At 69.8% G+C, this 12,702-nt stretch carries 13 protein-coding genes; 11 read left to right on the top strand and 2 right to left on the bottom strand.

Annotated elements, in window-relative coordinates; all coding sequences use genetic code 11:
- Window positions 1-54 precede the first annotated feature (54 nt).
- From F7Q99_RS43540 to F7Q99_RS37060, 5 genes are all read left to right on the top strand, one after another.
- Window positions 55-1,221 (top strand): Hsp20/alpha crystallin family protein, encoded by a 1,167-nt coding sequence (locus F7Q99_RS43540; protein ID WP_153470923.1) that lies wholly within the window; start codon window positions 55-57, stop codon window positions 1,219-1,221.
- A gap of 1,009 nt (window positions 1,222-2,230) precedes the next feature.
- A complete protein-coding gene (locus F7Q99_RS37045; RefSeq protein ID WP_153470926.1) occupies window positions 2,231-2,752 on the top strand; it encodes a hypothetical protein in 522 nt (173 codons plus the stop codon).
- Window positions 2,753-2,871: 119 nt separating this feature from the next.
- On the top strand, window positions 2,872-3,285 hold the full coding sequence (locus F7Q99_RS37050) for a hypothetical protein (RefSeq protein ID WP_153470929.1): 414 nt from the start codon (window positions 2,872-2,874) through the stop codon (window positions 3,283-3,285).
- A gap of 96 nt (window positions 3,286-3,381) precedes the next feature.
- The gene (locus tag F7Q99_RS37055) at window positions 3,382-3,579 is read left to right on the top strand and encodes a hypothetical protein (RefSeq protein WP_153470932.1); all 198 of its coding nucleotides are present in this window, start codon (window positions 3,382-3,384) and stop codon (window positions 3,577-3,579) included.
- A gap of 3 nt (window positions 3,580-3,582) precedes the next feature.
- A complete protein-coding gene (locus F7Q99_RS37060; protein ID WP_153470934.1) occupies window positions 3,583-4,551 on the top strand; it encodes an ATP-dependent DNA ligase in 969 nt (322 codons plus the stop codon).
- Window positions 4,552-4,561: 10 nt separating this feature from the next.
- On the opposite strand, the gene F7Q99_RS37065 is transcribed toward F7Q99_RS37060, so the two are convergent.
- Window positions 4,562-5,017 carry a hypothetical protein gene (locus F7Q99_RS37065; protein ID WP_153470936.1) on the bottom strand — a complete coding sequence of 152 codons (456 nt, stop codon included), beginning with the start codon at window positions 5,015-5,017 and terminating at the stop codon, window positions 4,562-4,564.
- Between the two features lie 180 nt (window positions 5,018-5,197).
- Here F7Q99_RS37065 and F7Q99_RS37070 point away from each other — a divergent pair, with 180 nt between their 5' ends.
- From F7Q99_RS37070 to F7Q99_RS37090, 6 genes are all read left to right on the top strand, one after another.
- A complete protein-coding gene (locus tag F7Q99_RS37070; protein WP_153470939.1) occupies window positions 5,198-5,752 on the top strand; it encodes a hypothetical protein in 555 nt (184 codons plus the stop codon).
- 51 nt (window positions 5,753-5,803) lie between these two features.
- Complete coding sequence (locus F7Q99_RS37075) at window positions 5,804-6,436, top strand: hypothetical protein (RefSeq protein ID WP_153470942.1); 633 nt, start codon at window positions 5,804-5,806, stop codon at window positions 6,434-6,436.
- A gap of 46 nt (window positions 6,437-6,482) precedes the next feature.
- Entirely contained in the window at window positions 6,483-6,641 is a 159-nt protein-coding gene (locus F7Q99_RS40660) for a hypothetical protein (protein ID WP_195911409.1), read from the top strand.
- A 102-nt stretch (window positions 6,642-6,743) separates the two neighbouring features.
- A complete protein-coding gene (locus F7Q99_RS37080; RefSeq protein ID WP_153470945.1) occupies window positions 6,744-7,703 on the top strand; it encodes a hypothetical protein in 960 nt (319 codons plus the stop codon).
- A 132-nt stretch (window positions 7,704-7,835) separates the two neighbouring features.
- Window positions 7,836-9,308 (top strand): serine/threonine protein kinase, encoded by a 1,473-nt coding sequence (locus F7Q99_RS37085; RefSeq protein WP_153470948.1) that lies wholly within the window; start codon window positions 7,836-7,838, stop codon window positions 9,306-9,308.
- Window positions 9,309-9,557: 249 nt separating this feature from the next.
- Window positions 9,558-9,983, top strand: coding sequence for a hypothetical protein (locus F7Q99_RS37090; protein ID WP_153470951.1), 426 nt, complete (start codon window positions 9,558-9,560; stop codon window positions 9,981-9,983).
- Between the two features lie 132 nt (window positions 9,984-10,115).
- Here the strand turns inward: F7Q99_RS37090 and F7Q99_RS37095 are convergent.
- Window positions 10,116-12,702: DEAD/DEAH box helicase (locus F7Q99_RS37095; protein WP_230211281.1), on the bottom strand; the 2,587-nt coding region annotated here is incomplete at its 5' end.

Raw genomic sequence — 12,702 nt, forward strand, 5'->3', positions numbered from 1 at the left:
AGCTGATTCGTTTGTCATTTGACTAGTGGGTCGCCTATCCTGGTCCCACGCGGCGTGCAGTCCCGCCGACTGCAGTTGATCGCCCGGCCGCTGTGGCGCTTCATCCCCATCGCCGACCGGAGGGTGGCCATGCGGCTTCACCGCTACCGCACACTCGCCGCCATGGTTGCCATGGCAGATCGCTTCACTGTCGCCGAGCTGGCACAGTACTCGGGCGTCAAAGAGACGACAGTCCGAACGATCCTGAAGCGTGAGCAGCATCGAGTGAAGGAGATCGGGCGAGACGAGGTCCGGGGCCGCGGTGGCGTGTCCAAGGTCTACGCCCTCCTTCCCGGCGAACGCGACAAGGCGCTCCAGGAGTTGCGGGCACTTGAAGAGGCGGCCAGCGCGGGGGAGTCCGGCTCAACCTCTCCAGGCGGTGTGACTGGAGAAGGCGTGCCTCGTCCCCTTCTCGTGGCACTGGACGTACTGCTCTTCCGGATTCCCCGATCCTCGACAGATGACTGGCCGGAGCTGATCCACCTCGCCAGCGTCTCGATGGCCCACGCCGCACGGCGCAGTGGTCTTAAGCAGCCCCTGCCCGGTACGCGGGCTTGGGCACATGTCGCTGCAGCCGACTACCTGCTCGAACTCGCGAAGGCCGAACATGCGGTGCTTGAAGACCCAACGGCGCAGGCGGGTTTCGTTGCCCTGGCGGATCGCCTTGGCGCCGTGGTCGAGGAGATCGGGGCCAGCGGCGAGCTTGAGTTGGCAGAGGCCGTCAGTGCACGGTTCGAAGGGGCCCATCCGACGGAGCTTCAGGGCGAAGCCGCACCTGCACCCCTCGCGATCACTGCCCTCACGCTCATCACGCCGCCCATGACGGCGTACCGGCGCGACGGTGAGCTCATCATGGAATTTGATCTCCCGGCTGTAAGGGGCCCGATCGAGGTCCGCTTCGACCGCAACTCACTGATCGTGGAAGCGGAGCGAGCCTGCGCAGTGCCGGAAGGCTCAGTACTCCTCGTTTCGGATCGCCAGGCCGGGAGATATCGCCGCCAGCTGTTCGTGGACGATGGCTTCGACGTGAACCGTCTCACCTGCACCTACAGCATGGGTGTTCTTACTCTGAGTATTCCTGTCGCCGAGAAGGCCCTCGGGCATTCAATGTTTGACGTCACAACTCCCGCGACGTACAGCGCGCGCCACGCGGACAGTCTGCTTGTCGACGTTGGCGGATGATGCGGATCGCCGTCGGTGCCAGTCAGGACGTCCCAACATCGTTCAGGTGAGGTGAGAAGTCCCGTCCCTTGCCGGGGTGCTGCGGTACGTCCGCTTGGCCTTCTCCGGCGGGGCAGGATAGCGGCTGGGCGGCTGGTCAGGAGTGCTGGCGCGGCTGCGGGTTGGTGAGCGAGGCGGGCCGGAGGGCGCCGAGGCCGTACCGGCCGTTGGCCCTGTCGATGACGGGCTCCAGGACGCGGCGGTCCTCGGTCTGGGTGTCGAGTTGGGTCCAGCCGACGGCGGCCGGGCAGCCGAGACCGCCGATCCGGGCGGTGACGGGCGCGGATCCGGGCTTGCTGGAGGCCGAGCGCGGTGAACAGCGCGTACAGGTTCTCTTGCAGCACCGGGGTGTGCTGGGTGGGCTCGCGCAGGGTGCGTGATCAGGTGGTGTGGCTACGGTCGGCGTAGGCCGCTGGCCCGCCTGACCGGGCCGGAGTTCGAGCTGCGCCGTGCCGAACGAGACGCTGATGCGCCCGGATGTCCTGGTCGAGGGGCCGGGCGGACTTGCTGTTTCGGATCGGTCCCAAGATCCTGCTCCGGCGGCGCCCCCGGCCGTCCCGGCTGTTTCGGATCGGCCCGAAAAAGGCGCTGGTGAAGGCCAGGCTGGCGGCCCCGGCTGTTTCGGACCGGGGCGAAACTCGGGCGCTCGCGCGAGTGCCAGCGCCCATGGCCCTCGCCCTGCAGATCGACCCGGGCATGCCGAGCCGAGACCCTCCAGAGATCCGACGGCGACGCCGAGGCCGTCTCCGTCGGGTACTACCTGGCCGGCCGGACCCGGTCCAGCGACGAACAGATGCTGGAACTGCTCGCTCCCTTCGCACTGCACCGCCACCACGTGTGCCGCCTCATCCGCCTCACCGGCGCTCGCGCCCACGCTTCAGCCCCAGACTCGCCCCGAACGACCATCGCCACCGTTGATGCCGCGGCCACCCGCCTCGCCCCACCACCGGCCGCGCAGTACGGTCGCAGCGTGAGCGATCAGCACCTGCAGCCCCTCCACCACCCGGCCATCTCCCTGGCACCGGACGCCGCGACCCAGCTGCCCGTGGAGGACCTTGTCTACGAGGCCGCCGACGCCACCGTCCGCACCGGTGAACCAGAGCACGGGCAGCTGCTGCTGGCCGAGCTGGAGCGCCGCGGCGACCACGCGCTGTGGGAAGCCGCCCTGGTGTGCCTGGGACCGCTGTCCTCCCGCCCCGTCTACGGCCTTCCCGAGGAAGCCGGCGTCGACCGCCTGCGGCAGATCGCCCGAAGCACGCCAGACGCGGTCACCGCCCTGGTTCTCGAACTCCAGGCCCGGCACCGCAGCATGGGGACCCTGGCCGCGCACCTGATCTGGCAAGAGGCACCCGCCGACGTCCGGCACACCGCCATGCTCCAGCTGCTCATCACGCTGTGCTGGTCGGTCGGGTCCGAGCACGGCCGCCTGACCCCCGCGCAAACGGTGTCACTGATCAAGAGCCTCGTCGTCACCCGCGGTGCGTCGCAGTGACCGAGGTCGCCTGCCCGGCCCGGGCGAGCCGCCGGACGACCGCCACCCGATAGTCCGACTTCCGCCCCGCCCGGCGGGTCGCGGACACCCTGACCGGCCAGGCGTGGATTGCTGAGCCCATGGACACACTGAACACCCTGCGGTTCCGCGACGACCTGGCCGACCTGCTGCGAGACCACTACGGCCCCCCGAGAGACCGACCTCTTCATCTCAAGGTCGGCAGCCAGCTGGCCCAGACACTGGCCAGCACGCTCCAGAACGGCTACTTTGACGAGCTCCTGACAGCAGCCATCGAAGCCGACCGACAGTGGTGCGCGCCGGTACCTCCGGACTCTCCGACCAGCTTCTCCTTCCTGGTGGATTCCGCGCTGCGCCGATCCGTCCAGGACCCCGAAGAGATTCCGGAGATCAGGATCGCCTGGCACACCCTGCTCGCGCTCCACTCAACCCTGGGGACCGATTTCGCTCTCTTCGCCAGCTGCATGCGCAGCGCGGCGCGGGAATCCAGCCGCGTCGCCGCCACCACCTCCTAGATCCCGCCGATGTCGGCCATTCCCGACCCAGTCACGGGCACGCCAAGAGCCGGAGCCGACGTTCTACCGTGGAAGAGCACGAGCCGGAGGTGCCCCATGGATAAGGCCTCGATGATCTGCGAGGGGTGCGGGCGGCCGAGCGACTGGACGCCCTACGGCCGCTGTTCCTGGGAGTGCTACGACCAGGACCGGAGCACCGAGCGGGATCAGCAGGCGATGATCGATGCCGCTCCGGAGGCCTTCGCGTTCTTCATGGGGCTGGCGCCCGGGCGCCGGATCGACTCCCCCGAGTAACCCGTGCCGCCCTTCCGTCTCCCGATCGAGGTCGCGCTCGCCAAGCCGATCGAGCACCTGCCCGCCAGCGCCGCGGACATGCTTGCAGAGCCGAAGGCCGACGGCTGGAGAGCCATCGTGCAGGCCGGCCCCCATCCCCGGGTGTACAGCCGACACGGCACCGATCTGACCCGCGCGTTCGCCGACGTCGCCGAAGCCGCCCGCCACCTCACCCCCTGCGTGCTGGACGGCGAGCTGCTGGCCGTGAAGCCCGACGGCACGGCCTCCTTCGCCCTGCTCCAGACCCGCGTCGGCAAGGGACCGAGACCCGGCGCCGGATTCACCGTCCACCTCGCCGCGTTCGACGCCCTGGCCCGCGGCGATGAGACCGACCTACGCCCGCTGCCATACCTGGAGCGCCGAGCCCACCTCCTGGAACTCCTGCGGGACGGCCCCGCAGCGATCCAGCCGCTGCCAGCCACCGACGACCTCACCGAAGCCCGCTACTGGTTCGGCACCCTCGGCGGCGCCATCGAAGGCTGCGTCCTGAAACCGACCGGCTCCCGCTACCTCGCCGGCTACGGCTCCGGCTGGCTGAAGTACCGCGTCAGGACCACCGTCGACGCCGCCATCGTCGGCATCGTCCCCGGCAAAACCCCCGCCGCGCAGGCCGCCGTCCTCGCCCAACCCGACGCCCGCGGCCGCCTACGCCCCGTCGCCGTCAGCCTCCCCCTCGGCGGCGCGCTGCGCGCCGAACTCGCCAACCTGCTGCGCCCGGCCGGTGCGATGACCGAACTGTCGGGCACCGTCGGCGGTCTGCCCGGAAGCCCGCCGGTGCCCTACCTGCCGGTGCATCCGGACGTCGTGGTGGAGATCTCGGTCGACCAGGCGAAGCCGGAGTTCGGCCGCTACCGTCACCGGCCGCGCGTACTGCGCAGACGAGCCGACCTCACCGCGGAGCAGCTCACCACCGCGGGATCACCCACGCGCTGAGATGGCCGCGTCAGCCCAGCCGGGGCCACCACCCGCCGCCCCGCTCCTTCGGCGGGCCCGCCGCGACCTCACCCAGCGCCCGCTCCTCCTGCGCGGCGAGCTGCGCGCGCTGGTCATCGGCGAACTGCACGATCAGGTCCAGCGCCGCGCGCCGCCGGGCTGCGCCCTGGCGAACGATCCTCTCGTCCGACTGCCGACGATCGGCATCGCGCTGCTCGGCAGCCTCGCCCTCCAGCCGCCACTCGCCCATCGTCATGGCCGGCCACGTTACGAGGTCCGACGGCTCGGTGCAGGTCTCGACGAGAGCGTCGAGCTGCTCGCGGGCCTTGCGGGCCCGCCTGGCCGCATCCAGGACGACCTGCAGGAGTGCCGGATCGTCAACCCACCGGCGCGGGGAGGATGCCCAGCGCGGCGACGAGTCCAACTCGCGCAGCAGCTCGTCGAGTTCGCTCTCCACATCGCTCATGGACCGCAGTATGGACCAGTACCGGCTGCTCGGGACCGGTACCGGGCAGGTACCACCCGTTCGGGACCAGACCCGCGGAATCCCCACCGAGCCCGATCACGCGGTCCCTACAGTGGCCGGGTGGGCGCCGCGACCGGAGCCGCATCGACCGCAGTAGGAGGAGCCGGCATGGGAGTGGTCATGAAGGTAGAGCAAGCCCGCCGGGCGATCGGCGAAGCGGTCAGCGCCAGAATCCTGGAGCTGTTCGAGGCCGACCACGCACGGATGCGCGAGTCGGGCGTGGACGTGATCAACGCCCGCCTTCACCGGGGCCCCACCCTGCCGGGGCACAACCCGAGAGCCGTCCCGCCCGTCCCGCCGGCCGACGTCGTCACCCACCCCGCCCTCGCCGAGCCGAAGGTGATCTTCACCTGGAAGTCCGAGCACGGCACGGCCCCTTACTTCCAGATGGACGTGCCTGCGGACTGGAGGAGCCGCGTCGTACATCGCGGCTACGCCGTCATCGCCGGCCACCCGGTCACCTCGGTCCTGGAGGAAGACGCCGACGGCCGACCCACCCGGATCCAGACGGTCGACCTCACCGGGTACTTCGACTCCAGCCTCCACGGGTGGCGTGCCTGGGCCCGGGACTCCATCCGCACCGTGGACTGGAGCGATCCCGACCAACCGCACCTGGCTCAGCCCGCGGGAGACCCGGGGACGCATCACGAACCTCCGGCGGCCGTTGCTCGTTGACCGGTCATGACTGCGCGCCGATCCCCCAGTGAGCTGCCCAGCAACCCGGGGATGCTGACCCTGACCTACCAGCACTCCCAATTCGGCACCGCCGACCCCTACAGCGACACGGCGGAGCGATGGACGGTCTCCATCACGGAGCCGGGAGACGATGACGAGGACGGACCCCACGCGGGGGAGCTGACGCTCTACCGTCTCCGGGACGACACCGGGCACAGCCGGCTGATGGCCGCAGACAGCGAGTCCGGCGAACTGCTCAGCATCGCCGAGGCCGTCATGGACGGCAACGACTACAACGAGGAGTTCCAGAAGGCCATCGACATGCCCGTCGGCGACCTGCTGGTGCTCGACCGGGTGTACCTCGCCCCCGCCTGGCGAGGCTTCGGGCTCGGGCCGATCTTCGCCGCCGAAGCGATCCGCAGGCTGGAAGGCGGCTGCTGCGCGGTCGCGGTCGAACCCGGCGCCACCGAGTGGCCCGAGGACGAGAGCCTCGTGACCGACGAGTACCACGCCACGGTGACCCGGAAGATCGCGGCCCTGTGGGAGACGATCGGCTTCCAGCACTTCAAGGACGGCATCTACCTGCGCGACACCGCGGTCGACCACGGCGGCATCCTGCGAGAGCAGCGCCAACACCTGCGCACCCTGAGCGAGGCGCACCGGGCCTCGAAGGCCACCCGCTGACCGCCGCAGAACCGGCCACCATGCCGACCGACATCGAGGAGGTCGCGTGATCCCCGGCCCGCACCGGCTCAAGGGCGGCGCCCTCCAACTCGGCGCCGAACAGCCCGGCCTACCCGGGCTGTTCGGCACCTGGCCCGATGAGCACGACCAGGAGCACGGCGAACTCGACAACGCCGGCCAGGACGACGCCGAACTCTGGTGCTGAGCCAGCACCCGGCCCCCCCTGCCGGGAGAACGAACCACGCGCGGCGCCGAGGGGCGGCCCACAGTAGTGACTGGGACCCGGCCCAGGGCGTTCACTGGAGCCATGGCGGATTACAGCGCTAGCTCCATAAAACGGGCCCGCCGCACAAAAGCGCAGGTGGAGGCCCTACGAACGGCGATCTGCCAGATCGCGGAAGAAGCGAGACCCTGCAGTGTCCGCCACATCTACTACCTCGGCGTCGGTCTCCTGTGGGACAAAGACCACGGCCGCTCGCGGCGGAACTACTCGGTAGTCGTCCGCGAGACGGGCCACCTGCGGGAGACCGGCAGACTGCCTTGGGAGTGGATCACCGATGGCACCCGCATGGTTCGGCAGGAGACCCAGTACGACTCTCTCGACGACGCCCTGGAACGCGCGACAGAGAGCTACCGGCGCAACCTGTGGGCCTCCCAACGCCGCCGCGTCGAGGTTTGGTGCGAGAGCGACTCAGTCGGGGGCGTGCTTCTCCCGGTGACCTCCGCCTGGGGCGTGGGCCTGTACTCCTGCCGCGGCCAGTCCTCCAAGACCTTCGTCTACGAGGCGGTGCAGCAGTACGCCCGCCAGGGCAAGGGGGTGACGGTGATCTTCTGTGGAGACTGGGACCCTACGGGCAGATGCGTCCCTCGCTCGGTGGTCGAGCGCATGGAGCGCTACGGCAACGGCGAGCTCGACCTGGAGTTCCGGCAGATCGCCATCACCGCCGCCGACGTCCGATTTGGCCGGCTCACCACCCACGACGTCAACACCCGCGACGTCAACTTCGCCCGGTACCGCGAGGAGTGCCTACGCGAAGATATCGACCCGAACATCGCAGTCGAGATCGAAGCCCTCCGACCCGGCTTGCTGCGGCAGCGGCTCGAAGAAGCGATCGAGGGCCTGGTTGACGACGTCCACCAGTGGAACGTTCTGTTCAGGACCGAAGCCGCCGAGCGGGAGCTGCTGCGATCCCTTCAGGCAGTGATGAAGAAGATCGTTCGGCGCACCACGGGCGAGCTAGACGCGGAAGACAACGACGCTGAGTAGTCGCATGCCCGGTTGCCCATACTCCGCCCTCGGGCGCTGCGATGCCGATCGCCGCCAACAGCTCCACGGTTGTCCGGCCGCTGCGGCATGATGATCCAGACAGAGCGGTTGACGACGGTGAGGCGCACACGCATGAGGCTGGAGCTGAACCAGGAGTGGGTTGTTGGCGACCCTATCGGGGACCCGGGTGGCTTCGGCGCCGTCTACGAGGCACGCTCCAGCTCCGGTGAGCACGCGGCCGTGAAGCTGGTCCCCAAGCGACCCGGCGCTGACCGGGAGATGCTGTTCACCGACCTGGAAGGCGTGCGCAACGTCGTTCCGGTCATCGACAGCGGAGAACACGAGGACCACTGGGTGCTCGTCATGCCCCGAGCGGAGAAGTCGCTCCGTGCCCACCTGGAGCAGAACGGATCGCTGGGCCTGGAAGAGGCAGTGAGGGTGCTGTCCGACATCGCCGAGACCCTGGCCGACCTGGACGGCCGTGTCGTACACCGCGATCTCAAGCCGGAGAACGTCCTGCTGCTCAACGGCCGCTGGTGCCTGGCCGACTTCGGCATCGCCCGCTACGCCGAGGCGACCACCGCGCAGCAGACCTACAAGTTCGCCGGCACCCTCGCCTACATGGCCCCCGAGCGCTGGAAGGGCGAGAGGGCCACAAGCGCGAGCGACATTTACGCCCTGGGCGTCCTCGCGTACGAACTCCTGGAAGGCATCACGCCCTTCACCGGACCGTACGAGCACGACTTCCGTGATCAGCACCTGCACGGAACCCCGCCGCCGCTCACCACCGCCCCGGCGCTTCTGGCAGCCCTGATCACGGAGTGCCTCTTCCGGGCGCCGCAAGGCCGCCCTTCAGCCGGCAACATCTTGGAGAGGCTGCGACGGATTCCCGCAGCTGCTTTTTCGGGAGGGTTGGCAGCACTGGCTGAGGCGAACCGGGTCGAGGCCGCCCGCCGCGCGGAAACCGACCGCCAGGCGTCAGCAGAGGCCAGCGAAGCCGACCGCCGCCGGGATCTCTTCGAGGCCGCCCGCGCGTCCCTCAGCCTCATCTCCGAGGAACTCCTGAAGACGATCACGAACATCGTCTCCACGGCCGAGGTACGCAAGGGAAACGAGGGAGCTTGGACGGTCCGGCTCTCCGACGCCCAGCTGACCTTCACCAGCGCCAAGCAGGCCGACCTCAGCGCCTGGGCGACAGGATCGGGCGCTCCCTTCGACGTGATCGCACACGCGACTATCTCCCTCCGGATTCCGCAGAACCGAATGGGCTACGAAGGCCGCAGCCACTCCCTCTGGTACGCCGATGCCCAGGTCGCGGAGCGATACCAGTGGTTCGAGACGGCCTTCATGGCATCGCCGCTGCGCAGCGTGATGCCGGCGATGGATCCCTTCGCGCTCAATCCCCACCACGAGTCCCTGGGCGCGGTCAGCCCCGGCATGGCCATGAACCAGGTGGCCTGGCCCTTCACCCCTCTCGTGATCGGAGATCTGGACGAGTTCATCGACAGGTGGACCAACTGGCTTGCCCAGGCCGCTACCGGGCAGCTCGGACACCCGAGCACCATGCCTGAGCGGAGCCCACACGGAACCTGGCGAACGAGCTGACACGCTCGGCCAGTACAACGACTGGCCCGTCCCCTGACCCGGGGAACGGGCCAGCGCGCTTCACCCCACCGGAGCAGCTACCCCTGGCCCCGGCGGGCACGGGGATTACCAGGTCACCCCGAGCGCTTCCCATCCGGGGCAAGGGCCTCCGACAGGCTCCGAGAGCCAGTCGGCACCGCACCCCGGACCGGACGAGCGGGCCCGCCGCTGCGCCGTGTCCACCGATCGGCTGAGGCCGTTGGGCCGGGCATGAAGACGAAGACCCCGTTGAAGCGCTGCGCGCGGTGTCCGCGCCGCGCGCCGAAGGACTGGACGAAGGCCGTGGACTGGAGCGGCAAGTGGGAGAAAGGCCAGCTGAAGTTCCTGGTCTGCCCGGACTGCCAGACCGCCGGCGAGCACGCAGAGTCCGAGGTGAACGCCGCCCACCTGATGGTCCAGCGCGAGGACGCCCACCAAGGCGGCGGCGAGTTCCTCCCCGACCCAGTGGTCTGCATGACCGGCACCACCGCCCGGCCGGGCGAGATCCTGTACGGCGGCACCCACCTGCGCCAGGCCCTGCTCACCGGCCAGTCGCAGCAGCTCTGGGTGGTTGAGGGGCTCCCCCTCGGCACCCGGTGCGTGGCGTCGGTCGGCGGGGTGATGGTCTACCGACCCCGGCCTTTGGGTAGCAGGTGACCGGCAGGGGCCCCAGCATCCGAGGATAGAAGCCGGGAGGCCGCCACCCGCAGGTGATGGCCTCCCAGTGCATTCTCAGGGCCCCGGCAGCCTACCGCCGGGCAACCGACCACCCGGACCGGGGCCGGCCCGCTACGCCCACTCCACCCCGTGCTCGGCGAGCTGCGCGAGCTGGCCCGGCGTCAGCTTCGCCCGGCGGGCCTTCTGGTTGTTGAGCCACGTGCCCAGGGCGAAGTGCGACACGACCACCTGCTCCTCACCCCCGGGCCCGGTCTCCACGGCCTCCAGCGGCTCCTTGTGCGGGCGCTTGACGTTGGCATGGCGCTCCCGCTCCACGAACTGCGCCAACGCCGCCAGACCCTGCTGGAACCGATCCGTGCGGGACACCTTCGGCTTTGCCTCGGCCGCCTGCTTCGCGGCCACCAGCTCCTGGTCCTCCTCGATGCCGATCGCCGACAGCAGGTCCCGCTGGTCCGCCTCCAGCTCCGGCCACCCGGCCCGCTGCGCCTGCACCCAGCGGCCGAGCTGCTCGCCCTCGAACACCGTGTCCACCGGCAGGACGGTCCAGTCGACCCGGCCGTCGGACTCCAGCCACCACTGCCGGGCGGTGGCGTACGCGCGCTGCCACGTGATGGGCCAGGCGGGGCACCACCACGGGTCGATCTCCTCCAGCGCCCGCCGCCGCTCCGGCGACAACGCGCCCTGCTCGCCCGCTGGCACCTGCGCGGAGGCCCGCAGCTCGGAGAGCCACGTGCCGATCGCATACCCGCCGACCGATGCCCGCGCCGGCGCCGCCAGCGAACCTCCGTGCCCCTTCGCCCAGACCCGAGCCCAGTCCAGCCCGGCCTCGAACCGAGCGTCGGAGACCGACCAGATCATCCCGAGCTGATCCAGCATCTCCACCCGATGACGCGCCAATTCACCGTTCGCGTAGTCCTCGCGCCGGTCCGACAGCCATTTCCCGAGCGGGAAATTCCCCTCCTCTCCGACCATCGCGGAATAGGGAACGTCAAGCCCGCCGGTCTCCTCGTGCCACCGGCGGGCGTGGTTGATCCCCTCCCGCCAGAACTGGTTCTCACCGGTCAGCACCCGCGAGGCGATGAACAGCGCGAGCACGTTCTCGTCCACCGGCGACTGGAACCGCACCGGTAGCGTGAACGCCCCCGCACCACCCGCCCCTCCCTCGCCGGACCAGCTCTCACCAGGACCAGAAGCAGCCTCAGCGCTGCGCCCCTTGGTGCGCTTGCCGGACTTCTGCGGCACCGCCAGGGCCTCCACCACCTTGGCGTCGTGGCTGCGCAGCGCGGTCAGGATCTTGACCAGCGGGCCGTAGGAATCCGACTCCAAAATGTCCCCCGGCTCCTCTCCCGGCTTGAGGAAGATCGGCACGATCAGGCTGGCGGTCTTTCCCTCGCCGGGCTGCATGCGCAGGGCCCGGCCGATGGCCTGGACGATATCCACCATGCTGCCCCGGCCCTGAAGGAGAACCGAATCCGCATTCGGCATGTCAACGCCCTCGCCCAGGACCTTGCAGTTACTGAAGATCCGGTGCTTGAGACCGTCGTCCTCCTCGCCCTTCCCGAAGTCGCCGATAAGCTCCTTGCGGTAGTCGATCTCGTGCTCACCGGAGAGCCACTGCGCCCAGACTTCGGCGGGGTATTTCTGCGGATTCTGGAAGTGCAGCTTCTCGGCGGTCTGATTCAGCGTCTCGGAGAAGTAGCGGGCCTCGATCGTGCGGCTGTGGAACGTGATGCAGCGCTCCAGCCCGCGCTCGACGACGGTCTTGAGCAGCCCGGCCTGGATGGCCGCGATCCGCTCGGCCGGCACCTCGTCCTCGCTGCCGTCCTCGGCCTCGCCGACGCCCGGACCCCACGGCACGCCCTGCTGCTCCGCCTTGTCCCGGTCCCCGAGCGGGTCGCGCAGCTCCAGGACCACGATCTCGAACGGCGCCAGCAGCTTCCTGTCGATCGCCTCCGCCAGGCCCAGGGAGAACACGTGCGGGCCATAGATCCGCTGGTCGTCCATGGACACCGCCAGCTCCTCCGGCAGCGGCTGGTGGGCGCCCTCACGCCGCGTCATCGCCTTGCTCGGCGGCGCCCAAATCCTCGGGGTCGCGGTCATGTAGAGCCGGCGGTCCGCCGGGATCTCGCCCTGGTGGTGCACCACGGTCCAGGTCTTCTCGACGCTGCCGGACGAGCGGTGCGCCTCGTCGCAGACCATCAGCGCGAGCGGAGGCAGCAGCTCGCCCTCGCGCTCGGCCCAGTAGGCGTAGGCATCCGCGACCGCGCCGACCGAGGTGTAGGTGGCGAACAGGGTGGTCGGCCGGCGGTGCTTCGCGGCGTGGGCCAGCCACATGGCGATCATCAGCGGGCTGGTGCTCGCCATCACCCCGTAGGGGAGCTCGGAGTCGACCAAAGAGCACACCGCGTGCATGTCCCCGGCGCGGCCGGCCGCCCGCCACGAGCCGATCATTTGCACCAGCAGATCCAGGGTCGGCACCACGACCAGCACCACGCCGCGGGGCGCGAGCTTCTGCCCGGCCGCGGCTCCCACGTAGCTCTTGCCGGAGCCGGTGGCCATCTGCACCGTCACCCGCAGACCGTTGGGCGCGGACTGTCCCGGACGGGGCGTCAGGCCCCGCACGATGGCCTCCAGGGCCTCTTCCTGGTGCCCGCGCAGCGAGATGCCGGCGGCGGATTGAGCAGCCATCAGGCCCGGC

Origin of the sequence: Streptomyces kaniharaensis (genome assembly GCF_009569385.1) — a bacterium.
Classification (GTDB): Bacteria; Actinomycetota; Actinomycetes; order Streptomycetales; family Streptomycetaceae; genus Kitasatospora; species Kitasatospora kaniharaensis.